At 60.3% G+C, this 22800-nt stretch carries 21 protein-coding genes, 1 tRNA gene, 1 other RNA gene and 1 pseudogene; 8 read left to right on the forward strand and 16 right to left on the reverse strand.

The features are described 5' to 3' along the window. Positions 1-101: 101 nt before the first annotated feature. The 5 genes from I2C21_RS12715 (at position 102) to I2C21_RS12735 (ending at position 6608) form a co-directional block, all read left to right on the forward strand. Positions 102-365: a metal-sensing transcriptional repressor gene (locus tag I2C21_RS12715; RefSeq protein WP_101691134.1), complete on the forward strand. Its 264-nt coding sequence runs from the start codon at positions 102-104 to the stop codon at positions 363-365. Positions 366-396: 31 nt separating this feature from the next. Continuing rightward, on the forward strand, positions 397-2958 hold the full coding sequence (locus I2C21_RS12720) for a heavy metal translocating P-type ATPase (protein ID WP_195279434.1): 2562 nt from the start codon (positions 397-399) through the stop codon (positions 2956-2958). Positions 2959-3074: 116 nt separating this feature from the next. Beyond that, a complete protein-coding gene (locus I2C21_RS12725) occupies positions 3075-4427 on the forward strand; it encodes an 8-oxoguanine deaminase (RefSeq protein ID WP_195279435.1) in 1353 nt (450 codons plus the stop codon). Positions 4428-4604: 177 nt separating this feature from the next. Further along, on the forward strand, positions 4605-5966 hold the full coding sequence (locus I2C21_RS12730; RefSeq protein ID WP_101691131.1) for an MATE family efflux transporter: 1362 nt from the start codon (positions 4605-4607) through the stop codon (positions 5964-5966). A 162-nt stretch (positions 5967-6128) separates the two neighbouring features. Next, positions 6129-6608, forward strand: a complete 480-nt coding sequence (locus tag I2C21_RS12735) for a GNAT family N-acetyltransferase (protein ID WP_195279436.1) — start codon at positions 6129-6131, stop codon at positions 6606-6608. A gap of 90 nt (positions 6609-6698) precedes the next feature. Here I2C21_RS12735 and I2C21_RS12740 read toward each other — a convergent pair whose 3' ends face one another. The 10 genes from I2C21_RS12740 to ffs all read right to left on the reverse strand — a co-directional run bounded on the left by I2C21_RS12740 (position 6699) and on the right by ffs (position 17181). Beyond that, positions 6699-7622, reverse strand: a complete 924-nt coding sequence (locus I2C21_RS12740; RefSeq protein WP_101691294.1) for an ABC transporter permease — start codon at positions 7620-7622, stop codon at positions 6699-6701. Positions 7623-7660: 38 nt separating this feature from the next. After that, positions 7661-8836 carry an ABC transporter permease gene (locus I2C21_RS12745; protein WP_101691129.1) on the reverse strand — a complete coding sequence of 392 codons (1176 nt, stop codon included), beginning with the start codon at positions 8834-8836 and terminating at the stop codon, positions 7661-7663. After that, entirely contained in the window at positions 8837-10366 is a 1530-nt protein-coding gene (locus I2C21_RS12750) for an ABC transporter ATP-binding protein (protein WP_101691128.1), read from the reverse strand. Between the two features lie 159 nt (positions 10367-10525). Next, entirely contained in the window at positions 10526-11698 is a 1173-nt protein-coding gene (locus I2C21_RS12755; protein ID WP_346727995.1) for a BMP family lipoprotein, read from the reverse strand. 228 nt (positions 11699-11926) lie between these two features. Then, a complete protein-coding gene (deoC, locus tag I2C21_RS12760; protein WP_101691127.1) occupies positions 11927-12574 on the reverse strand; it encodes a deoxyribose-phosphate aldolase in 648 nt (215 codons plus the stop codon). A gap of 99 nt (positions 12575-12673) precedes the next feature. Next, on the reverse strand, positions 12674-13801 hold the full coding sequence (locus I2C21_RS12765) for a DUF362 domain-containing protein (RefSeq protein WP_195279437.1): 1128 nt from the start codon (positions 13799-13801) through the stop codon (positions 12674-12676). 12 nt (positions 13802-13813) lie between these two features. Then, complete coding sequence (locus tag I2C21_RS12770) at positions 13814-14551, reverse strand: YoaK family protein (protein WP_235964236.1); 738 nt, start codon at positions 14549-14551, stop codon at positions 13814-13816. Between the two features lie 93 nt (positions 14552-14644). Next, on the reverse strand, positions 14645-14992 hold the full coding sequence (locus I2C21_RS12775; RefSeq protein WP_101691124.1) for a YbaB/EbfC family nucleoid-associated protein: 348 nt from the start codon (positions 14990-14992) through the stop codon (positions 14645-14647). 45 nt (positions 14993-15037) lie between these two features. Continuing rightward, entirely contained in the window at positions 15038-16837 is a 1800-nt protein-coding gene (dnaX, locus tag I2C21_RS12780) for a DNA polymerase III subunit gamma/tau (RefSeq protein WP_286167293.1), read from the reverse strand. Between the two features lie 79 nt (positions 16838-16916). Then, an RNA gene (gene ffs / locus I2C21_RS12785) (signal recognition particle sRNA large type) lies at positions 16917-17181 on the reverse strand. 257 nt (positions 17182-17438) lie between these two features. On the opposite strand from ffs, the gene I2C21_RS12790 reads away from it, so the two are divergent. Continuing rightward, positions 17439-17514 (forward strand) — tRNA-Ala (locus I2C21_RS12790). A 46-nt stretch (positions 17515-17560) separates the two neighbouring features. Here the strand turns inward: I2C21_RS12790 and I2C21_RS12795 are convergent. The 4 genes from I2C21_RS12795 to I2C21_RS17675 all read right to left on the reverse strand — a co-directional run bounded on the left by I2C21_RS12795 (position 17561) and on the right by I2C21_RS17675 (position 20042). Next, positions 17561-19084, reverse strand: coding sequence for a recombinase family protein (locus I2C21_RS12795; RefSeq protein ID WP_195279438.1), 1524 nt, complete (start codon positions 19082-19084; stop codon positions 17561-17563). A gap of 192 nt (positions 19085-19276) precedes the next feature. Then, positions 19277-19474: a hypothetical protein gene (locus I2C21_RS12800; protein ID WP_087181419.1), complete on the reverse strand. Its 198-nt coding sequence runs from the start codon at positions 19472-19474 to the stop codon at positions 19277-19279. 14 nt (positions 19475-19488) lie between these two features. Further along, entirely contained in the window at positions 19489-19620 is a 132-nt protein-coding gene (locus tag I2C21_RS17670; protein WP_286167294.1) for a hypothetical protein, read from the reverse strand. Then, positions 19617-20042 carry a hypothetical protein gene (locus I2C21_RS17675; RefSeq protein ID WP_286167295.1) on the reverse strand — a complete coding sequence of 142 codons (426 nt, stop codon included), beginning with the start codon at positions 20040-20042 and terminating at the stop codon, positions 19617-19619. The genes I2C21_RS17670 and I2C21_RS17675 overlap by 4 nt, the downstream gene beginning before the upstream one ends. On the opposite strand from I2C21_RS17675, the gene I2C21_RS17680 reads away from it, so the two are divergent. Continuing rightward, positions 20029-20484, forward strand: coding sequence for a hypothetical protein (locus I2C21_RS17680; RefSeq protein WP_286167296.1), 456 nt, complete (start codon positions 20029-20031; stop codon positions 20482-20484). The two genes, I2C21_RS17675 and I2C21_RS17680, sit on opposite strands and share 14 nt — an antisense overlap. A 160-nt stretch (positions 20485-20644) precedes the next feature. Here I2C21_RS17680 and I2C21_RS12810 read toward each other — a convergent pair whose 3' ends face one another. Both I2C21_RS12810 and I2C21_RS12815 read right to left on the reverse strand, forming a co-directional pair. Then, positions 20645-20956, reverse strand: a complete 312-nt coding sequence (locus I2C21_RS12810; RefSeq protein WP_055178577.1) for a plasmid mobilization protein — start codon at positions 20954-20956, stop codon at positions 20645-20647. Between the two features lie 310 nt (positions 20957-21266). Continuing rightward, a complete protein-coding gene (locus I2C21_RS12815; protein ID WP_195279439.1) occupies positions 21267-22343 on the reverse strand; it encodes an AAA family ATPase in 1077 nt (358 codons plus the stop codon). 122 nt (positions 22344-22465) lie between these two features. Between I2C21_RS12815 and I2C21_RS12820 the strand changes: the two are divergent. Then, a pseudogene (locus I2C21_RS12820) lies at positions 22466-22800 on the forward strand (hypothetical protein); the annotation flags it as partial.

The raw sequence follows: 22800 nt of genomic DNA on the forward strand, positions 1-22800 counted from the left end.
ATTCTGTGCGGTTACCCCTTGACAACCGCCTGCTTCTTGGGGTATACTCCAGTTACACCCCACCCCCGGGGGGTATTACTTTGACAAAGGAGGGCTGCCCCATGATGGCAGACCACGCCAAGGTCCAGCGGCTGCTCAAGACCGCCCGGGGCCAGCTGGACGGCATCCTCAAAATGGTGGAGGAGGACCGCTACTGCATCGACATCTCCACCCAGGTCATGGCCACCGAGGCCCTGCTCAAGCGGGTCAACCAGGAGATCCTGGCCGCCCATCTGGAGCACTGCGTCAAGCATGCCGCCAGCGAGGCCGACCGCCAGCAGAAAATCGACGAATTTGTGGATACCCTGGGCCGCATCCTCCGGTGAGGCCCGCCGCATCCCTTCTGAGGAGGACTCCATGAAAGAGACATACCATGTGACCGGCATGACCTGCACCGCCTGCTCTTCCCATGTGGAAAAGGCCGTGGGTAAGGTGGCGGGCGTGCGCTCCGTCAGCGTGAACCTGATGACGGGCTCCATGCTGGTGGATTACGACCAGACCGCCGTTACCCCGGCTGACATCGTCAAGGCGGTGGTGGACGCGGGCTACGGCGCCTCTCTGCCCGGCGCGGCCAAAACCGCCCGGCGGGAGGGGACTCAGCCTCCCGACACCCTGGGCGAGGAGCTGCGGCAGATGAAGCTCCGTCTGATCCTCTCCTTCTGCTTCCTGATCCCGCTCTTCTACCTCTCCATGGGCCATATGATGGGGTGGCCCCTCCCCGCTATCTTCCACGGCCGGGAAAACGCCATGCTCTTCGCCCTGACCCAGTTCCTGCTGGTCCTGCCCATCCTGTATATCAACGACAAATACTACAAGGTGGGCTTCAAGACCCTGTGGAAGCGCGCCCCCAATATGGACTCCCTCATCGCCCTGGGCTCGGCCGCCGCCGTTCTCTACGGTGTGGCCGCCCTCTACCAGATCGCCTGGGGCCTGGGCCACGGGGATGCCGCCCGGGTGGAGAAGTGGTCCATGGACCTCTACCTGGAGTCGGCGGGCATGATCCTCACCCTCATCACGCTGGGTAAATTCCTGGAGACCCGCTCCAAGGGCAAGACCGGACAGGCCATCTCCCGGCTGATGGACCTCTCCCCCAAGACCGCCACCGTCCTCCGGAACGGCGCGGAGGTGGAGGTCCCGGTGGAAGAGGTGGCCGTGGGCGAGCGCATCGTGGTCAAGCCCGGCGGCCGGGTCCCCGTGGACGGCGTGGTGGTGGAGGGCTGGTCCTCGGTGGATGAGAGCGCCCTCACCGGCGAGTCCATCCCGGTGGAGAAAGCCCCCGGCGCCAAGGTGGCCGCCGCCTCCATCAACCAGTCGGGCACCTTCACCTTTGAGGCCACCCGGGTGGGTGAGGACACCACCCTCTCCCAGATGATTCGCCTGGTGGAGGAGGCCTCGGCCTCCAAGGCCCCCATTGCCAAGCTGGCCGACCGGGTGGCGGGCGTCTTTGTCCCGGTGGTCATCGGCATCGCCCTGGTCACCGCCCTGGTGTGGCTGGCCGTCACCGGGGGCGACATCGCCCGGGCCCTCACCGCCGGGGTGGCCGTGCTGGTCATCTCCTGTCCCTGTGCCCTGGGTCTGGCCACCCCCGTGGCCATCATGGTGGGCACCGGCAAGGGCGCGGAGCACGGCATCCTCATCAAATCCGCCCAGGCGCTGGAGACCCTCCACGCCATCGACACGGTGGTGCTGGACAAGACGGGCACCCTCACCCAGGGCAAGCCCCGGGTCACCGAGGTCCTCCCCCTGGGGGATACCACCGAGGAGGAACTGCTGTGCGTGGCCGCCTCCCTGGAAAAGCCCTCAGAGCACCCCCTCTCCTCCGCCATCGTCTCCGCCGCCCAGGAGCGGGAGATCCCCCTGGCCCCGGTCAGCGGCTTTGCCGCCCTCCACGGCAAGGGCATCCGGGGCGAGATCCAGGGCGGACAGTTCCTGGCAGGCAACGCCGCCCTCTTGGCCGACGAGGGCATTTCCCTGGGAAATGCCGCCGGACAGGCGGAAAAATTGGCCGCCCAGGGCAAGACGCCCCTCTTCTTCGCCCGGGATGGGGAACTGCTGGGCATCATCGCCGTGGCCGACCTGCCCAAGCCCACCAGCGCCGCCGCGGTGGAGGGCTTCCACGCCCTGGGCATCCGGGTGGTCATGCTCACCGGCGACAACGCCCGCACCGCCCAGGCGGTGGGCCGCAGCCTGGGCGTGGATGAGATCATCGCCGAGGTCCTGCCCCAGGACAAGGAGCGGCAGGTGGCCGCCCTCCAGAGCCAGGGCCGGAAGGTGGCTATGGTGGGCGACGGCATCAACGATGCCCCCGCGCTGGCCCGGGCCGACGTGGGTCTTGCCATCGGTGCTGGTACCGACGTGGCCATCGAGTCGGCCGACATCGTTCTCATGAAGAGCGACCTTCTGGACGCGGTCACGGCTGTGGAGCTCTCCAAATCGGTCATCCGCAACATCAAGCAGAATCTCTTCTGGGCCTTTATCTACAACATCATCGGCATTCCCCTGGCCGCCGGTGTGTGGTACCCCCTGTTCCATATAATGCTCAACCCCATGTTTGCCTCCGCCGCCATGAGCATGAGCTCGGTGTGCGTGGTGAGCAACGCCCTGCGCCTGCGGCTGTTCAAGCCCAGGTTCTCCCCCAGCGCCCCCTCCGCTCCCTCTGATACCCCCTGTGGATGTGGGGAACCAATCTCAACCAAAGGAGTGTTTTCCATGACAAAGAAACTGACCATCGAGGGCATGATGTGCTCTCACTGCACCGGCCGGGTGGAGAAGGCCCTCTCCGCTCTGGAGGGCGTCTCTTCCGTGGTGATGGACCTGGAGGGCAAATCCGCCACCGTCACCCTCTCCGCCGACGTGTCCGACACTCTGCTCACCCAGACCGTCACCGACGCCGGCTACGAGGTCACCGCCATCCAGTGACCTCCCGCCCCGCTCCGCCGTGGATCGCTCCCGGCCGGGCGGGGCCTTTTTTATTTTCTTGCAGCCTATAAATTTGTATGGTATGATAAAGGTATCCTAAGACTGGAGGCTTTGATATGTCTACACTGCTCATCCGCAATGCCCGTTATATCGTCTCCTGCGACGACCAGGATACCCTCTGGGAACATGCCAACCTCTTCATCCGGGACAACGCCATCGAGTACATCGGTCCCGAGCTGATGCACGCCGACCAGACCATCGACGCGTCCGACATGGTGGTCTATCCCGGCCTTGTGAACACCCATCACCACCTCTATCAGATCTTCTCCCGCAACCTGCCCGAGGTCCAGCGGATGGAGCTCTTCCCCTGGCTCCAGACCCTCTACGAGGTGTGGAAAAACCTGGACGAGGAGGTGGTCTACCACTCCTCCCTCACCGGTATGGCCGAGATGCTGAAAACCGGCTGCACCACCTGCTTCGACCACCACTATGTCTTCCCCGCCCACGCCGGGGATCTGGTGGCCGCCCAGTTCCGGGCCGCCGATACCCTGGGAATGCGCTTCCACGCCTCCCGGGGCTCCATGGACCTGTCCCAGAAGGACGGCGGCCTTCCCCCCGACAGCGTGGTCCAGTCCATCGACGCCATCATGGCCGACTCCGAGCGTCTGGTGCGCACCTGGCACGATGCCTCCCGCTTCTCCATGCACCAGGTGGCCCTGGCCCCCTGCTCCCCCTTCTCGGTGACCGGCGACCTCATGCGGGAGAGCGCCAAGCTGGCCCGCTCCCTGGGCGTGCGCCTCCACACCCATGTGGCCGAGACCAAGGACGAGGAGCGCTACACGCTGGAGCGCTTCGGCATGCGCCCGGTGGCCTATATGGAAAGCCTGGGCTGGACCGGCCCCGACGTGTGGTACGCCCACGGCATCCACTTCGATGACGACGAGCTGCGCATCCTGGCCGAGACCGGCACCGGCGTGGCCCACTGCCCCGCCTCCAACATGAAGCTCTCCTCCGGTGTGTGCCGGGTGCCCGACATGCTCCGGCTCCACGTGCCGGTGGGACTGGCCCTGGACGGCTCGGCCTCCAACGACGGCTGCGACATGCTGGAAGAGCTGCGGGTGGCCTACCTGCTCCACCGGCTCCACTCCAGCCAGGACGCCCCCACCGGATACGACCTTCTCAAGATGGCCACCCGGGGCTCCTCCCAGATCCTAGGCCGCACCGACATCGGCTATCTGGCCCCCAACATGGCGGCCGACTGCTTCCTGGTCAATCTGGAGCAGCTCCCCCTGGTGGGCGCCCAGTTCGACCCCAAGTCCATGCTGGGCACGGTCGGCCTCAAGGGCAGTGTGGACTATACCATCGTCAACGGCGTCCCCGTGGTCCAGCGGGGTGAGCTCACCACCCTGGACGAGGCCCGGGCTGTCTCCCAGGCCAACGCGGTGGTCCACCGCTATCTGGACCGCTGATTTTCCCTGCTCCCCATAGAGTCGTCCGCTTTTTTCGGAAAGCGGACGACTTTTTTGTGGAAAATAGCCCTTGTCAAAGAAGTTGACTGTGCTACAATTAAGCCTACTGAATCAACCGCCTGTGCGGTTGATTGATCTTTTTCTCCCCGGAGAAATCAGGAAAAGGAGGCTCCTCCCTTGGGTCAGACGGAAACATCTCTGAAACCACTCTTTTCCCGCCAGGCACTCATCCGACTCATCATTCCCCTGGTCATCGAGCAGTTCCTGCTCATGAGCGTAGGCATGATGGACACCGTCATGGTGACCACCGCCGGGCAGGCCGCCGTGTCCGGCGTCTCCCTGGTGGACAATGTCAACCAGCTCATCATCCAGATCTTTTCCGCCCTGTCCACCGGCGGCGCGGTGGTCTGCTCCCAGTATCTGGGCCGGCGGGATGTGGAGAGCGCCCGTACCGCGGCCAAACAGCTGCTCTATGCCGTTTTTGCCCTGGCTGTGGCTCTGATGGCTGTCGCCCTGATCTTCCAGCAGCACATCCTCTCCCTGCTCTTCGGACAGATCGAGCCCGACGTCATGGACAGCGCTCTGGTCTACTTCCTGGCCACCGCCCTGGCCTACCCCTTCATCTCCCTCTACAATGCCGGAGCCGCCCTCTTCCGCTCCATGGGCAACAGCAAGGTCTCCATGTTCAACTCCCTCATCGTGAACCTGGTCAACGTGGCGGTCAACGCAGTGCTCATCTACGGGTTCCACATGGGTTCTCTGGGCGCGGGCATCGGTACGCTGGTCTCCCGCATCGTGGCCGCGGTGATCATCCTCTACCTGCTTCAGCACCACAACAATGTCCTGCGCATTGAGGGGCTCTTCCGCTTCCAGTTCCGGGGCGACATGGTGGGACGCATCCTCACCATCGGCATCCCCAACGGCCTGGAAAACGGCCTCTTCCAGACGGGCAAGCTGGTGGTGCTCAGCCTCATTACCTCCTTCGGCACCAACGCAGTGGCCGCCAACGCCATTGCCAACAGCATCGCCGGCGTGGTCAACGTCCCCGGTCAGGCCATCGGTCTGGCCATGATCACCGTGGTGGGCCAGTGCATGGGGGCCCAGGCCCCGGAGCAGGCCGTCTCCTACACCCGGAAGCTGGTCAGCATCGTCTATGTGTCCATGGGCTCTCTGGCCCTCATCATGTTCTTCTTTGCCGCGCCCCTCTGCTCCATCTTCCAGCTCACCCCGGAGGCCGCGGATATGGCGGCCGAGGTCCTGCGCTGGTGTGCGGTCTTTGACCTGATCATCTGGCCGCTGGCCTTTACCCTGCCCAATGCTCTGCGGGCGGCGGGCGACGCGGTCTTCACCATGGCGGTGTCCCTGGCCTCCATGTTCCTCTTCCGGATCGGTTTCAGCTATCTGCTCTCCTGCTCCTGGGGGCTGGATCTGGGTCTGCTGGGCGTGTGGATCGCCATGATCATCGACTGGTGGGTCCGTGCCCTGATCTTCATTTTCCGCTTTGTCCAGGGCAAGTGGAAGCGCATCCGTCTGATCTGATCACTCCTGAATCAACCGCCCGGACAGCCAAACGCTGTTCGGGCGGTTAAAACATTCTATGGTAGCTGCGGCCCAGCACCTATGATACAATAGCCTGGAAGCGTTCAGACGATGCCGCTTCCTTTGCGGAGCAAAATCACGAAAGGAATGGGATGATCCAGCATGAAAAAAGAGCTTGCGTTTCGATCCGCCACACGGGAAGATGTCCCTCTGATTTTACAGTTTATCCGGGAGCTTGCCGACTATGAAAAGATGCTGCACGAAGTCGTCGCAGATGAAGCGACCCTGGAAGAGTGGATCTTTGACCGGCAGAAGGCAGAGGTCCTCTTCGCCCTTGTGGATGGAAACGAGATCGGGTTCGCCCTCTTCTTCCACAACTTTTCGACCTTCCTGGGGCGTGCGGGAATTTACCTGGAAGATCTGTACGTAAAGCCGGAATACCGGGGGAAGGGCTATGGAAAAGCCATTTTGAAACGGCTGGCCTCCATCGCGGTTGAGCGGAAGTGCGGACGGCTGGAGTGGTGGTGTCTTGACTGGAATCAGCCCAGCATCGATTTTTACCGGTCGCTCGGTGCAGAGCCCATGTCCGATTGGACGGTGTACCGCATCGCAGGCGATACCCTTACCCATCTGGTGGAATAAAGAAAAATATGCTGGACACGGTGGATAAAACCATGTCCAGCATATTTTTTCTCTCATCCTGCACAGCGGGCAGGGATGTTTCGTCTTTTCTCAGCGCTGACCCTTGTCGTAGGGGATACCCTCGGCGCGGGGCGCGGCGGAGTTCTTGGAGGTGAAAGCCAGCACGATCAGGGTGGCAATATAGGGGACCATCTTGTAGATCTCGCCCGAGATGCTCAGGTCCTTGATGCCCGGAATCAGGCCATAGCTCACCGACAGGGTCTTCATGAAGCCGAAGAAGAGGGCGGCCAGCGCGATGCGGCCGGGCTTCCACTGGCCGAAGATGAGCACGGCGATGGCCAGGAAGCCGTAGCCGGACACGGTGGCGTTGAAGTTGGTGGAGGTGGGCACCACGAAGATCACGCCGCCGATGCCCGCCAGCGCGCCGGAGAGCAGCGTGCCGGCATAGCGCATCTTGTAGACGTTGACGCCCACCGAGTCAGCCGCCTGGGGATGCTCACCGCAGGCCCGCAGGCGCAGGCCAAAACGGGTCTTGTAGAGCACGACCCAGGACGCCACCAGGATCAGCACGCCCAGATAGGTGGTGATATAGGCGTTCTGGAAGAACATGGGGCCGATCACGGGGATATCACCCAGCACAGGCACCTTCCGGATCAGGAAGTCGTTCTTGAAGGGGATCTGCTGCACGCCGGTCATCATACGGGCCACAAAGATGGCAAAGGCGGGAGCAAAGGTGTTGATAGCCGTACCGGAGATGGTCTGATCCGCCTTCATGTTGATAGAGGCAAAGCCATGCACGGCGCTGATGATCACACCGGACAGGGCCGCCACCACCAGGGCCGCCAGGAGCATTCCCTGACCGCTCATGCCGGTAGCCTGCACCATCTGCAAAAACATGATGCCGGTAAAGGCGCCAATGATCATGATACCGTCCAGGGCGATGTTAACGATACCGGAGCGCTCCGCAAAGAGGCCGCCCAGGGCCACCACCAGCAGGGGAATGGCAAAATACATGGTCTGCTGGACCAGGAAAAAAATCAGTTCATCGAGTTTCACTGAGCGTCGCCTCCTTTCTCAGTCTGGACCGGCGGCGCGGGGGGCGTCTGATCCGCATTGGCATTGGCGTCGTTCTTTCCGCCCCGCTTGCCCAGCTTGCCGATGATCTGGCTGAAGAAGAGGATGAAGGCGGCAAAGTAGACGATGACGGAGGTGATGATGGAGATGATCTGGGAGACAAAGCCGTAGCTCTGCATCGCCAGGCCGCCCACCGTCAGATAGGCCATCAGGATGCCGGTGAAGATGATCGCGATGGGGTTGGACATGCCGAGGAGGGCCACGGCGATGCCGTCAAAGCCCTGCTGGGCCAGCTCGCTGCCCACGGCGATGCCGGTGCCGGCGCCCGCCAGGTAGTTCAGGCCGCCGCCGATGCCGGAGAGCGCGCCGGCGATGACCATGGCCAGCACCACATTGCGCTTCTCGCTGATGCCGGCGTACTTGGCCGCGTCCTTGTTGAAGCCGCAGGCCTTGAGCTCATAGCCCAGCTTGGTCTTGGAGAGGATGACCCAGACCACAATGGCCAACAGAATGGCCACCAGGATACCGGCGTTCACGCTGGAGGGGGTGCCCACATCGGCCACAAAGATCTTGTCAAAGCCCAGCTTGGGCAGGTTGGCCCCGTCCACGGGACGGAGGGACTGGTTCTTGGTGCGGTCGAAGATATAGGCCCGGATGAGCACATTGGAGGTGCTCATGCCGATATAGTTCATCATGATGCAGGTGATGACCTCGTTGATGTTGCAGTAGGCCTTGAGCAGACCGGGCACCACGCCCCACAGGGCGCCCATCAGGCAGGCGGCCAGGATGGCCACCAGGCAGTGGATGCCGCCGGGGAGGAAGGTCCACTTGACGCCCACATACACCGCGGCAAAGGCACCCATCATGAACTGGCCGGGGCCGCCGATGTTAAAGAGGCCCGTCCGCTTGGCAAAGCCAACCGAGAGACCGGTCATGATGAGGGGGGTGGCGTAGTAGAGCACCTGGCCCACATTCTTCATGTCCTGCACGCCGCCCGTCATGATGGCGCCCAGACCCTTGAGGGCCATGGAGGAATCGGTGATGAGCAGAATAACAAAGCCCACCAGCATACCGATGAGGATGGCGATCAGCGCAGCCAACACGTTCTGTACGCCTGTATGCTGAAGGGGATTTCCCAGTCGTTTTTCCTTCATTTACTGTGCCCCCTTCCGCTTGGAACCGGCCATGTAGAGGCCCAGCTCCTGGATCGTGACTTCCTTGGGGTCCAGATCGGCCACGATCTCGCCCTCGTAGATGACCAGGATGCGGTCGGAGAGGTTCATGACCTCGTCCAGCTCCAGGGAGATGAGCAGCACGCCCTTCCCCTTGTCCCGCTCCGCTACGATCTGTCGGTGGATATACTCAATGGCGCCCACGTCCAGGCCGCGGGTGGGCTGGACCGCGATGAGGAGATCGGGGTTGCGGTCGATCTCCCGGGCCACGATGGCCTTCTGCTGGTTGCCGCCGGACATGGAGCGGGCAATGGTCTTGCCGCCCTGACCGGAGCGGATGTCATAGTCCTTGATCAGCTTTTCGGCATACTGGTTGATCTTGTCATACTTCAGGAAGCCGCCCTGGCAGAACTCCGGCTCAAAATAGCTCTGGAGCACCAGGTTGTAGGAGAGGGGATAGTCCAGCACCAGACCGTGCTTGTGCCGGTCCTCGGGGATGTGGCCCAGGCCGTGGGTGTTGCGGTGACGAATGGAGGAGTGGCTGATGTCCTCGCCCTTGAGCTTGACCGTGCCGTGGTCGGCCTTGATGAGTCCCGTGATGGCCTGCACCAGCTCGGACTGGCCGTTGCCGTCGATACCGGCGATACAGACGATCTCGCCCCGGCGGACCTGGAAGGACACCTCGTTGACCACCTTTTTCCCGTGCTCCTTGTTGACCACGGTGAGGCCCTCCACCTCAAAGACCACGTCCTTGGGTTTGGCCTCGTCCTTCTCCACGTTCAGGGAGACCTTACGGCCCACCATCATCTCGCTCATCTCCTCCTTGGAGACGTCGGCGACATTGACGGTGCCGATATACTTGCCCTTGCGCAGGACGGTGCAGCGGTCGGCCACCTCTTTGATCTCGTTGAGCTTGTGGGTGATGAAGAGGATGCTCTTGCCCTCGGCAGCCAGCCCCTTCATGATCTTCATCAGTTCCTCGATCTCCTGGGGGGTGAGCACGGCGGTGGGCTCGTCAAAGATCAGGATCTCATTGTCGCGGTAGAGCATCTTCAGGATCTCCACACGCTGCTGCATGCCCACCGTGATATCCTCGATGAGGGCGTCCGGATCCACCTTCAGGCCGTACTGCTCCGAAAGAGCCATGACCTTCTCCCGGGCGGCATCCATTTTCAGGAAGCCACCGCGGACGGTCTCCACGCCCAGAATGATATTTTGCAGCACGCTGAAATTGTGGACCAGCTTGAAGTGCTGGTGCACCATTCCGATGCCCAGGGCGTTGGCGTCATTGGGGTCCTTGATGCGCACTTCCTGGCCATTTTTTTTGATGACGCCCTCTTCCGGCTGGTAGAGTCCGAACAGGACGCTCATCAAGGTGGATTTACCCGCTCCGTTCTCACCAAGAAGCGCGTGTATCTCGCCTTTTTTCAGCTGCAGGGTGATGTTATCATTGGCAATGATCCCGGGGAATTTTTTCGTGATATTGCACATCTCAATGACATACTCACTCATCCGCTGTCACTTCCCTTCTCTGTTTGCTTCTGTTTTATTATACCGTTTTTTCCTACCTGGCGCAAGGTAATTTATCTATTTCCCACAAAGAACTTTCGGAGAGAAAAAATGGGCGGACACCTTGGTGTCCGCCCATTTGCAGGAACAATGGAAGGCCAATTACTCGGCAATGTAGTTCAGAGTCACATTGGCGCAGCCCAGATCGGTGGGGATCTCGGCGTCGGTATCCTTCTTCAGAGTGATCTCACCGGAAGCCAGCTTGCTGAACAGAGTGTCATAGTCCTCCTGAGTGAAGTTGTTCCACTTGGAGGTGGCCATGGGCAGCTCCACGGCGTTGTCAGCAGCACCCAGGGTCAGGTTCTGGCCGCCGGGGAAGCTGTCGTTGTAGTAGTGGTCCAGCATCTGCTCCACGGCAGAGGACAGGCCCTTCATAGCGGAGGAGATAACGGTGTCGGACTCGGAGGACTGATCCACGTCCACGCCGATGACCTTGCCGCTGCTGGCCTCAGCCGCGGCCATGACGGAGTTACCCACGGAACCGCCGCAGCCGAAGATGACCTCGGTGCCGCTGGTGTACCAGCCGGCAGCCATGGTCTGAGCCTCGGGGGTAGCGGCGAAGTCGCCGGTGTAGTAGTAGTTCATCTCAACGGTCTCGCCCAGCTCGGCGGCAGCAGCGTCAGCGCCCTGCACGTAGCCGTAACCGTAGCGCACCACGGCGGGAACCGCCATGCCGCCCATGAAGCCCAGCTTGGTGTAGCCGTCCTTCACCGCAGCGTAGCCGGCCAGGTAGCCCACCTGCTCCTCGGAGAAGAGGATGCCGACGGTGTTGTCAGCGGTCTTGTAGTCGCTGGAGTCAGCGTTGTGGGGGTTACCGTCGATGAGGATGAACTTCACATCGGGGTACTGATCCTGCACCAGATAGACGGGCTCCTCAAACAGGAAGCCGGGGGTCACGACCACCTTGGCGCCGTCCTTGATGGCCTGCTCCATGGAGGTGACATAGTCGTCGGTGGTAGCGGCGGCGGGCTTGTAGTACTTACAGGTCTTGCCGTTCTCGCTGCAGTAGTTCTTGATGCCCTCCCAGGTGCCCTGGTTGAAGGACTTGTCGTTGATATCGCCCTTATCGGTGATCATGGCGATCTCAAAGCTGCCGTCGGCGGCCAGGATGTTGCCGGCGGAGTCCTCGGTCACGCCGCTGGGCTCACCGGAAGTCGCAGGAGCGCCGGAGGCGGGAGGAGTGCTGGTCTGCGCAGCGCCGCCGCCGCAGGCGGCCAGGCTGCCGATCATACCGACGGACAGAAGCAGAGCGGTGATTTTATTGAAGTTCTTCAATGTAATCTACCTTCCTTTCATAACTGGATGCACAGACGGGAGCCGCTTGTCGACCCTCGGCGTCTGTCATACGCATGTATTATACAACATGCTTTTACAAAGAGCAACCGCATTTTTCCGTTTTGCAAATAATCTTTAAAAATTTGTTACATAAGTGAAAGGAGACTCTTCAGATCACTCCGAAAAGCCTCCTTTTTCATATAATTTCTTTTCGTCTTTTTTACAAACTTATTTCTTGACCAGCTTGACCAGAGCGCTGGCGCCGATGCGGCTGGCGCCGGCGTCGATCATGGCCTGGGCCTCCTCAAAGGAGTGGATGCCGCCGGCCGCCTTGATCTTCACATCGGGTCCGATATGGGCCTTGAAGAGGGCCACGTCGGCCACGGTGGCGCCGCCGGTGGAGAATCCGGTGGAGGTCTTGATATACTCGGCCCCCGACTCGGTGACCAGCTCACAGAGCTTGATCTTCTCTTCCTCGGTCAGCAGGCAGGCCTCCACGATGACCTTGAGGATGCGGCCCTGGCAGGAGGCCTTGATGGCCTTCATCTCCTCCAGAATGTCGTCCCAGCGGCGGTCCTTCACCCAGCCCAGGTTGACCACCATGTCGATCTCGTCGGCCCCGCTCCGGATGGCGTCCTCGGTCTCAAAGACCTTCACCGCCGTGGTGGAGTACCCGTTGGGGAAACCGATGACGGTGCAGATCTTCAGGTCATTGCCCACATACTCGGCCGCCTGCTTCACATAGGAGGCGGGAATGCACACCGAGGCGCAGTCATAGGCCTTGCCGTCGTCACAGATGGTCTTGATCTGCTCCCAGGTGGCCTCCTGCTTGAGGAGGGTGTGGTCACACATGGTAAGGATCTGTTTTACGTCCATATTATACCATTTCCTTTCTAAATCCATGGCTTTTCTCTGTCACAGGTTCACTATATCGTGTGCTCATCCAAAAGTCAATGGACACGCTCACTTCCGGCATTATTTGACACGGATCAGCTCATAGGAGCGGGTGCCCACGCCGATGGCCTCGGCGTGCTCCAGGCAGCTTTTCCAGTTGGTCTCCGGGAAATTATTGGTAAAGTGATCGTGGTGGTCGCAGAAATCGTGGGCGTGCATGTTCTCATCCAGGCGGGAGCCGGGGATGGGCTGCTGCTCCATGCAGGCGTCGGCGCAGGCCTGATCCAGGGCCACCGGGTCGAAGGAGGCGAACATACCCACATCGGGCAGGATGGGCAGGTCGTTCTCGGCGTGGCAGTCGCAGAAGGGAGAGACGTCCACCACCAGGCTGATGTGGAAGTGGGGACGTCCGGCCAGCACCGCCTTGGAGTACTCGGCGATCTTGGCGTTGAGCTCGTCGTTGGCACAGGCGTTGCGGTTGACGATGGCGTCAAAGTTGCAGGCTCCCAGGCAGCGGCCGCAGCCCACGCACTTGTCATGGTCGATGAAGGCCTTCCGGTCCTCCCCGTAGGAGATGGCGTCCTGACCGCACTGCTTGGCGCACTGGCGGCAGCCCACGCACTTGTTGGTCTTCACCTCGGGCTTGCCGGCGTTGTGCTGCTCCATCTTGCCGGCGCGGCTTCCGCAGCCCATGCCGATGTTCTTCAGCGCGCCGCCGAAGCCGGTGGCCTCATGGCCCTTGAAATGGCTCAGGGAGATGAACACATCGGCGTCCATGATCGCCCGGCCGATCTTGGCCTTCTTCACATAGGTGCCGCCCTCCACCGGGACCTCCACGTCGTCGGTGCCCTTGAGGCCGTCTCCAATGATGATCTGGCAGCCGGTGCTGAAGGGAGAGAAGCCGTTCTCATAGGCGGCATCCATGTGCTCCAGGGCATTCTTGCGCCGGCCCACATAGAGGGTATTGCAGTCGGTGAGGAAGGGCAGGCCGCCCAGGCTCTTGACCACGTCGGCCACCACCTTGGCGTAGTTGGGACGCAGGAAGGACAGGTTGCCCGGCTCTCCGAAATGGAGTTTGATGGCCACCATTTTCTTCTCAAAATCAATGGTGTCGATCCCGGCGGTGCGGATAAGACGCTCCAGCTTCTGGAGCAGGTTATCCCCGGACTTCGCCCGCAGATCGGTAAAATAGACCTTTGCTTGTTCCATATCCATTTCTCCTTACCTTGTTTTCTCCCGGGACCCTTCCGCCTCCTCGGCGCAGGGGTCCTCCATGTTCCAAAACATCATCAGAAAGGCCGCCAGCAGCAGCACGCAGGCGATCAGTACCGCCCGCTCCGCCAGCAGCGAACTCACCCATGCCCCCAGGGCCGCCCCCAGGATAAAGCACAGGATGATGCCGTAATACTGCCCCGCCTGCCGGCGCTGCTCCGGATTCCCGCTGCGCAGGAACTGATAGAGCCGCTCCGTCCCGCTGCGCAGGTTGCCGGTGCACATGGTGGTGGCAAAGGCGTTTCCGTGGACCTTGCGGAAGCTCTCCACCTGCACAGCGCAGACAAAGGAGACCGACACATTGGCCGCCATGTTCAGGCTCTGGGGCAAAAAGGCCACGACCAGCAGGATGCACAGCTCGGCCAGAACGCTCAGCTGTCTCCAGTGGATGCCTCCCCTGTCCCGAAACCGTGCCTTGATGCACTCGGCCACAATGATCCCCGCGGCAAAGGCGGCCACCGGCACCAGATAGGTCAGCGCGGTGTGCCACTCCCCCCGCATGGCGTGTATGCCCAGGAGAACCATGTTTCCGGTCTCTGCATTGGCAAAGACCCCTCCCCGCACGCTGTAAGAATAGGCGTCCAGGAAGCCGCCCGCCAGCGCCAGGACGGCGCCCAGCCGGAAGGTCTCCGACATCTGTTTTCGTTTGATTGCCTGCAATGCCTCCACCTCTTTTGATGATACCATAACTTGCCGCCCGGCACAAACGAAACTTGCCGCCCGACGGCCCTTCCACGCAAAAAGGGCAGGCCTGGCGGCCCGCCCTCTCTCTGCACGACCTTAGAACGGCAGTCCCAGACCGCCGGTAATGCTCTGCATGGACGCGGCCATATCCTGCTCTGCGGTGCGCAGAGCTTCGTTCACCGCCGCCACAATCAGATCCTGGAGCATCTCCACATCCTCGGGGTCCACTGCCTCGGGATCCACAGTCAGGCTCTTGAGTACCCGCTTGCCGGTGACCACAGCCTCCACCACGCCGCCGCCGGCCTGAGCGGAGTACTCCTTCTCCTCCAGCTCAGCCTGCATGCGCTGCATGTCCTGCTGCATCTTCTGGGCCTGCTTGATCATATTCATGTTGATGCCGCCCATACCGCCCATACCGGGACGGCCGCCAAATCCTTTTGCCATCGTTGTTTCCTCCTTGTCATTCCGCCCGCGGCGGAATGGATTCTTTTATTCTTTGATGATAATGGAATCAAACTGCTGCCCCAGGGCCAGCAGGTCCTCCAGATTGTCGTGCTCCGGTGCGGATGCCGTTGGAGCGGGCGCCGGCGGAACGCCCACCGACACCGCGCAGCGGACCGGCTGTCCCACAATGGCCCCGGCCGCCGCCGCCACCGCCCGGAGGGTAGCAGCCTTGCCCACCATCACCCGGGTAAAGTCGGAGTCCACCCAGAGGGTGAGCAGATCGCCCTCCAGCCGTCCCTGCACCTGGGCGGGATTGCTGAGGAAGGGGTAGTCGCTCATGGGCACCTTGCCCCGCACCGCGCCCACCACAGCCGGCCAGAGATCGGCAGAATGCCCCGCCGCCTTGCTGCCCGCTCCAGCGGGAGAAGCAGGGGCCGCAGGCCGGCGCCGGACTGCCGGACGCTCGGCCGCCGGGGACGGCGGCTCGGGTACGGTGAAGACCGGCTCTCCCGGCTCCTCGGGCAGCGGGGGACGCTCCTCCTCCCAGGGGGGCAGATCCTCCCCGGAGGGCTGAGACTGCGGCTGCGTTTGGGGCTGCGGCTCCACCGCTTTGGCCTGGACCGGAGCGGCCGCAGGCTGCGCCAGAGCGGGCTGGGCCTGGAAGGTCCCGCCCTGGGCCAAGCGCTCCTCCAGGCGGGCCAGACGGGCGCTCAAGCCCGCCGGGCTGCTGTCCAGCGTGGTGTCGCACAGCCGGATGAGGCACAGCTCCGCATCGGTGCGCCGGTTTCCGCTGCGGGAGAGATCGGCGGCCGTCTGCTGCAGGAGGCTCAGCATCTGCATCAGACGCTGGGGCTCCAGCTGGTTGGAGAGCTTACGCATGGTGGTCTCATCGTATCCGCCGGTGAGCAGGGCCGCGCCGCCCTGGGGGGCCGTCTTGCGCACCAACAGGTCCCGCGCCAGACCGGCCAGCTCTCCCAGCAGGCTCCCCACATCCTTTCCCGCTCCGTAGAGCCGCCCCAGGGTCTCCAGTGCGGCTGCGGTGTTGCCCTGGGCGATGTGGTCCATGAGGGCGGCAGTCTCCAAATTACCGGCCAGTCCCAGGGCGGAGAGGACCTCCGCCTCCCCGATCACGCCGCTGGGATTGACGCACTGGTCCAGCAGGGAGAGCGCGTCCCGCAGGCCGCCGTCCGCCAGCCGGGCCAGGAGGGCAGCTCCCTCAGGGGCCAGCTGGATGCCCTCCTCTCCCGCCACGTAGCTCAGGCGCTGGGCGATGTCCCCCGCCAGGATCCGCTTGAAGGAGAACTGCTGGCAGCGGGACTTGATGGTGGCGGGCACCTTGTGGAGCTCGGTGGTGGCCAGAATGAACATCAGGTGAGCGGGCGGCTCCTCCAAAATCTTCAGCAGGGCGTTGAAGGCCGCCGTGGAGAGCATGTGGACCTCGTCCACGATATACACCCGCTTGCGCACGGCGGCGGGGGTGTAGACCGCCTCATCCCGCAGGGCGCGGACCTGATCCACGCCGTTGTTGGAGGCCGCATCCAGCTCCAGCACGTCCAGAATGGAGCCATTCTCGATCCCCAGGCAGGAGGGACACTGGTTGCAGGGGTTTCCGTTGACCGGGTGCTCACAGTTCACCGCCCGGGCCAGAATCTTGGCACAGGTGGTCTTGCCGGTCCCTCTGGTACCCGTGAAGAGATAGGCGTGGGAGAGCCGTCCCGCCGCCACCTGGCGCTTGAGGGTATCGGTAATATGGCTCTGCCCCACCACATCGTCAAAGGTCCGTGGTCTCCATTTGCGGTAGAGTGCCTGATACATGCCTGTCACCTCGCCAAAAATTCGGTCCATGTGAAAAGGAGCGGAGGATGCGGGTATTGACCCGTCGCCCCGCTCCTCTTCCATGCCATATGCCCGGCACATGGCAAGACCGCACACCGACCTTTGAAGTTTCCGTTCTGTCCGTTACCCTGGCAGCCGGCTCAGGAGCGGGAGTCCCGCGGCACACGGCGCATTCCGCTTAGTGCTGCTTGGTTCCCCACCTGACACGGTTCACGGGGCCCCGTTGCGCGGGACCGATCCATCATCGCTGCTTACCTGGGTCAGACGACACAACGAAAATCCGGGGGCCGGGATTCATCCCTGCTGTAGCGGATTGCAGGTACAGGGCACCGCTATCTCCCCAACTAGTGCGGCCTTGCCGTAGGCCGGGCAATGGACGCCCGTGCATTCGGAAAGCTCGTATTTGTTATCATACATCATTTCCCCCAAATTAGCAATATCGCTTTTTTATTTTTTTCAAAAAACTCTTTACATTTCGAAAATTCATGCTATAATATTTCATGGTCATGGGCCTGTAGCGCAGCTGGGAGCGCAAAGGGTTCGGTTTTCTGCCACATCTATAATTTCATATTGCTTTATTCTTCTGTTCCGCTTTGGGAACTGTTGATTTGGGCCTATAGCTCAGCTGGGAGAGCGTACGGTTCGCATCCGTAAGGTCGTCGGTTCGATCCCGATTAGGTCCACCACACTCGGGAGATCTCGTTTTGAGATCTCCCGAGTTTTTTCATGCTTTCAGGATGCACGATAGTACACACTCTTGTCCCCTTCCGGATGCAGGAAGTCGAAGAACTGTGTGACACTGATTTTGAATTCTACTTCGATTTCAAAGTTCCTCCCGATATTCACCCGCTCAATGAGCTGCCGAAGGATCATCTTCTTTCCCTCGATACTGCTCCCCGCATACAGGTCGGCCCAGGACATGATCTTGTCATACTCCTTTTGGACGGCAACGGCAGAGTTCTTCAGATCAGCCGCTTTTTCCTTGGCCTGTTCCAATTCCTGTGCCAGCGCCGCCAGTTTGCTTCGGGTGTCCTCTATCATCTCCCCAAGGATGTCCGCTCCAAAGCTGCCAGTCCCATTGATGGTCTTGATGATCTCTTTCTTGTAGCTTTCCAGCTCCCGTTCTGCGGCGGCATGGAGTTTCTCCAGATTAGCCACCGAACTGTTTGCCAGTTGGAGTTCTTTCTCCCGCTGCTTTTGAATGAGCTGGCTCCTGGGTGCAGTCTTCATCCGCTCAAAGAGTTGGATGACGATCTTATCAATAATGCCGTCCAGTTTCTCACCGGAGTATCCGGTCTGACCGTCACAGTCCTGAGGATGGCGGATCTTGTAATGGCAGGCGTAGCGGATATGGGTTTCCCGTTTGGGCTCACCCTTGGCTCGTCTGCCGCTGCTGGTGGTCAGCACCAGCTTGGAACCGCAGTGGGCACAGTAGACCATCCCGGAGAGCAGCGCCTTCCCCTTGGAGTTAAAGGGCACTTCATTGTGGTGCATTGTCCTGGCCCCCATCAACTCCTGTGCTCGCTCATACAGATCCAGTGGAACGATTTGCAGCTCCGGAAAGATTTCTGAGCGTGTTTCCCCACTGCGCAGGATTCCCACATACATGATGTTCTTCAGCATTTTGATGATGGTGGTATTGGCGAAGTTGGTCCCCTTTCGATTGAGATAGCCGTTGTTATATAACCACCGGGACAACCGCTGTGCGCCGAACCCCTCATAGACATATTTTTCAAAGATGATGCGCACCACCGCAGCTTCATCCGGGTCAACCAGAATCTCGTTGACTTCATGATTCTTTTTATTGAAGCGCCCCTGCTTTTCCAGGCGGTATCCATAGGGGACGATCCCGCCCCGGAACCTCCCCTCCTGCACGATTTGCGAAAGGCGTGTCTTTGTTCGGGCAGAGGTTTTGAGGCTCTCGCCGGAGGCCTGCCAATAACGGATATAGTTCAGCAGTTTGTCGATATGATCGTCCATCTTCTGTTGCCCTTCCATTGCACTCCACACTTCGATTCCGTTGCGGATGAACCACTCTACCACGAAGGGCGTCTCATCGTCCCGCCGTCCCAGGCGGTCGAACATGAACACCAGCAGGATGTCAAACTTCCGTTCCTCAGCGTCCTGGCGGATCTCCTGAATCGCGTCGCGGTCAGCAGCAGCCACCTTGAAACCCGAGACACCTTTTTCTGCAAATTCTTTGATGATCGTCCATCCCTGGCTCTCCGCAAATTCACGGCAGTATTGTTTCTGCATCGGGATATCATCTTTTTCTACCTGTCCTTTAGTAGAGACTCGATAGAGGCAATATACTCGCTTGTTTTTTTCCATGATTGCACCTTGTCCTTTCTGGTATAGGACTGCGGTGCATATGGTTTGCTCAGATTAAATTGTCAAGGTTCATATGCACACACAGTATCCCACACCACTGGTAAAAAGTCTACTGAATCAAGCAGGCTTGTTCAGGTTTTCAAAGTCCTGTGCCATCAACAGCGTCTGCTCAATTTCAGACACTGTGTCAGGCTTTGTGATGGTGTTTTTGAAGCGGAGAGCAACAATCAGTCCGTCCACTTCCATCGTGATATATTCTGTCGGCTCAGAGTATCGGGGATGCTCCCGATCATACATTGCCTGCTGATAACTCATGTGATCATCCTCCTTTACATAGTCTGCTGCCAAGTTTGTTCTTCTTCGTGGTCGTCCTCGGCGTGGCCTTGGGCGATTTTCTTTTGCCGTTCTTTCCGGAGGGCCTTGCTGTCTGCGTGGTAGCGCGTGGTGGTGGCGTCCTTCACGGGAGCAGGCCCCTGGCCGCGCTCCAGAGTGTGTCTAAGCTGAACCACACCACCCACAGCACCAGCCCAGTCAGCGCCAGGGCCGCCAGTCCCAGCAGCAGGCTGATCCATGGAATGTCCGGCAGACTCAGTCTGGGCAGCCTGATGCCGGACAGAGAAAAACACTTCTCGTTCCGCTTCCCAGCCTGTTCGCTCATCTTCTCCAGATGCTTCACCACTTTCAGCAGCTCGTCCATCTGCGTCCGGGTCGGGAGCTGCGCCAGCAATTCGCTGACTTTCTTGAGATAGCCAGTCTGTCTCTCGGTGTGGTCCCCCAGTGCATAGAGGCTGCTCAGCAGTTCCTCCCACTCCGCTTTCGTAGGATGCACTTCGGGAGGCGGTGTCAGCTCCTGCGCCGGAGGCTGCGGCGTGGTCTGTACCATCTGCGCGGGACGGTTCTTTTCCAACAGCTCGTCCATAGATAACTTCTTCTCTGATCCTGAACTCATATTCCATATTCTTCTTCAGATATTTGTCCCCGAACAGCAGGCGGTCACGGCACTGCCAGCCGCTGGGTGTGGTGTAGGTGATGTTCCGCCGGGAGGTTTCCCAGCGCACCTTGCAGCCCTCGCTCTCCATCAGCGCAATGAATTCCTCACAGCTGGAGGCGTGGCGCATACAGTCGTTGATGATATTCATGAGCTGCAGTTTTTTGCTCTGGCCACGGGCGGCCGTGTGATACTCGCCGACCGTCATGGTCTTGGTTTTCTGCTTCCTGTCTTTAGGCTGGAACACAGGGAGAGAAAACTCCATGCAGACTTGATCGTTGCGCTGCCGCAGTTCTCACACCGTCGGTTTTGTGATGCAGCCGCTTGGTGGTCATGAAGTCTGAGTAGACAGATTCCGGCTGGCAGTTGATGCCTGTGACCAACCGCTGCCCATCGAACTCGGTTTTCTTGTTCTGCATGGTGTACCGCATCACGGCTCCCATGCATCCGGTGGTCTGGCCCCGCTTGTAGTTAGTGAAACTGATGATCGCCATTTTTCACCACCGCTTTCGTTCAAGGATCAGCCGGACAGCAGCGCAGAGTTCAGAGAACGCCTGGCGTACACCGTCCAGGTTGATCACCGTGACGCGTCCCATGTGCGCCAGGGTGACAAGCTGATTCAGATTTCTGCCGATGGACTTCAGCTCCTTGAGCACTTCTTTCAGTCCATCGACGACCACTACCTGCTTTCCCAGACAGCAGGCCGTCACATAGTCGCTCATGGACATCCCGGAGCGTTTCGCCAATTCCTTGATGGCCTCCCGGTCTTCGGAGGCCATCCGGGTGCTGAATTTGATATCTTTTTTCATGTGGTTTCCTCCAAACCGTAGATAAAGTGGGTCCGGGCTTCTGCCCGGAAATTATGCGGAAGGCGGGCGGCGGCTTTGCCGGTGACCAGACAAACGCGATGCTGGCCCTCGTCGGAAGCGACTGCGCATCCGTCGCTTCCGACCGAGGTCGAAAGTTCCCTCGCTCCGTGCTTCCTCCTCTCCCCAGCGAAACCGCTCCGCTGAGTTTCGCCGGGGACCCCTTTTGAGGTGATTTTCCCGCGCCGAACACCTGCACTCCTCCTTCGGCCACAAGCGGCCCAACACGGCGTTTCTTTTGCCTTGCGGGAGTTTACTCGCTGTCCCCGGAAACCGCCCGCAAATCGCCGCACAGCGCCTTGACAGGGTCGATAGGGACGATTTCTCCGGCACCCTCCAAATCGACACTATCGGCACGGCGCAACTCGATCACTCGCTTCCCGTTGCTGCGGCGAACCGTTGCCTGAATGCCGCTTTTTCTTAGGGCCTCAACGCTTTGCAGGATCAGCCTTGAAATCTTTTTAGGCGTTACCCCTTCAGACTTATCAGGGTCGATCTTTTCGGAGAGCTCTGTAGGAGTGCCGATAAATATTGTTCTGGTGCTCATAAACGCAGAGAGGAGAACAACGATTTGCCCCTCCAATTGTTCCGGCTGTGTCCGGCTGTCCGAAACCAACTTCCACACATTTTCACTGCTGCGTTCCAACTCCAACTCCCGGTATTCGATATCCCGGCCCACACAGGTCAGTCTGGCCCTGCCGCTGCCCCGCTTTTCTTCTACCAGGGTGAAGCTGGAATCCACCGCGCCACTGATGGCAGTGGTCCCGGAGATCCGGTGGAACACATCTTCCGCCTTTTCTTTCCGCAGATGGTGGATGAGCAGGATGGCAATGCCGTGCTTGTCCGCCAACCGCTTCAGCACAGACAGATCCCGGTAGTCATTGGCGTAGGTGGCGTCGTGGATCGGACGGACCATCTGCAGGGTGTCAATGATGACCAGCACTGTATCGGGATGTGCGGCGATAAATGCGTCCACCTGTTCCTCCAACCCTTGGCCGATGAGGGCGCACTCTGTGCAGAAGTGGACGCTGTCTGGTGCGTCCTCCGTGATCTCAAACAGCCGGTTCTGGATGCGGAGGACGGAATCCTCCAGACAGAGATAGAGGGTGGTGCCCTGCTTGGTGGTCATGTTCCAGACCGGTTCTCCCTTGGCAACTGTCACCGCCAGCCATAGAGCAAGCCAGGACTTGCCCACCTTTGGTGAGCCAGCCAGGATGTGCAGACCCTGAGAGATCAGGGTATCCACCACAAAATTGGGCGGTTCCAGCGGACGATCCATCAGGGTTCTGCCGTCCACTGTGATGAGGGGATGGTTCATTTTGTTGTTCATATTTGGTACCTCCATTTCAAAAATTTGAATACAAAACGCTCCCACCTCAAAAGAAGTGGGAGTAGTATTCATTTTGACTTTGAAATGGTTTATGGTAGAATGGAGCAAACGGAGGTGAGCCAATGGCGACCTATCAGATCTACGAACTCTCTGCCCGGGCGGTGATGAGCTATGCCGCGGAGCAAGACGGCGTTTACACCTTTACCCTGAATCGCAGCGCCACCGAGCACTGCAAGGTACCGGGCGCCAAGCACGAGCAGGACAGCTGCGCCATGTTCCATCAGCTGATGTACCAACTCTACGGGAAGAGCTGGCGGGAGCGTGGAGAGGAGAAGGTCACTGCCCTCTCCGATGTGCTGTTCTATATGGACTTCGCCGGGATCTTTGACCGGCGTGGAACCGGAAGGACGCAGCAGGCCCGCCGGGAGAAGGCCAGAGACATGTTCCGTCCCGAGGG

The sequence above is a fragment of the Clostridium sp. J1101437_171009_A5 genome (genome assembly GCF_015547905.1).
Classification (GTDB): domain Bacteria; phylum Bacillota; class Clostridia; order Oscillospirales; family Oscillospiraceae; genus Pseudoflavonifractor_A; species Pseudoflavonifractor_A gallinarum.

Excerpts from the sequence above, each read along its gene's own strand:
- I2C21_RS12715 (WP_101691134.1), top strand. The coding sequence starts at position 102 with ATGATGGCAGACCACGCCAAGGTCCAGCGGCTGCTCAAGACCGCCCGG.
- I2C21_RS12775 (WP_101691124.1), bottom strand. The coding sequence starts at position 14,992 with ATGGCAAAAGGATTTGGCGGCCGTCCCGGTATGGGCGGTATGGGCGGC.
- I2C21_RS12795 (WP_195279438.1), bottom strand. The coding sequence starts at position 19,084 with ATGCAGAAACAATACTGCCGTGAATTTGCGGAGAGCCAGGGATGGACG.
- I2C21_RS12815 (WP_195279439.1), bottom strand. The coding sequence starts at position 22,343 with ATGAACAACAAAATGAACCATCCCCTCATCACAGTGGACGGCAGAACC.
- I2C21_RS12810 (WP_055178577.1), bottom strand. The coding sequence starts at position 20,956 with ATGAAAAAAGATATCAAATTCAGCACCCGGATGGCCTCCGAAGACCGG.
- I2C21_RS12745 (WP_101691129.1), bottom strand. The coding sequence starts at position 8,836 with ATGAAGGAAAAACGACTGGGAAATCCCCTTCAGCATACAGGCGTACAG.
- I2C21_RS12725 (WP_195279435.1), top strand. The coding sequence starts at position 3,075 with ATGTCTACACTGCTCATCCGCAATGCCCGTTATATCGTCTCCTGCGAC.
- I2C21_RS12770 (WP_235964236.1), bottom strand. The coding sequence starts at position 14,551 with ATGGTATCATCAAAAGAGGTGGAGGCATTGCAGGCAATCAAACGAAAA.
- I2C21_RS12740 (WP_101691294.1), bottom strand. The coding sequence starts at position 7,622 with ATGTATTTTGCCATTCCCCTGCTGGTGGTGGCCCTGGGCGGCCTCTTT.
- I2C21_RS12800 (WP_087181419.1), bottom strand. The coding sequence starts at position 19,474 with ATGAGTTATCAGCAGGCAATGTATGATCGGGAGCATCCCCGATACTCT.
- I2C21_RS12720 (WP_195279434.1), top strand. The coding sequence starts at position 397 with ATGAAAGAGACATACCATGTGACCGGCATGACCTGCACCGCCTGCTCT.
- I2C21_RS12735 (WP_195279436.1), top strand. The coding sequence starts at position 6,129 with ATGAAAAAAGAGCTTGCGTTTCGATCCGCCACACGGGAAGATGTCCCT.
- I2C21_RS12765 (WP_195279437.1), bottom strand. The coding sequence starts at position 13,801 with ATGGAACAAGCAAAGGTCTATTTTACCGATCTGCGGGCGAAGTCCGGG.
- I2C21_RS17675 (WP_286167295.1), bottom strand. The coding sequence starts at position 20,042 with ATGGTACAGACCACGCCGCAGCCTCCGGCGCAGGAGCTGACACCGCCT.
- dnaX (WP_286167293.1), bottom strand. The coding sequence starts at position 16,837 with ATGGACCGAATTTTTGGCGAGGTGACAGGCATGTATCAGGCACTCTAC.
- I2C21_RS12750 (WP_101691128.1), bottom strand. The coding sequence starts at position 10,366 with ATGAGTGAGTATGTCATTGAGATGTGCAATATCACGAAAAAATTCCCC.
- deoC (WP_101691127.1), bottom strand. The coding sequence starts at position 12,574 with ATGGACGTAAAACAGATCCTTACCATGTGTGACCACACCCTCCTCAAG.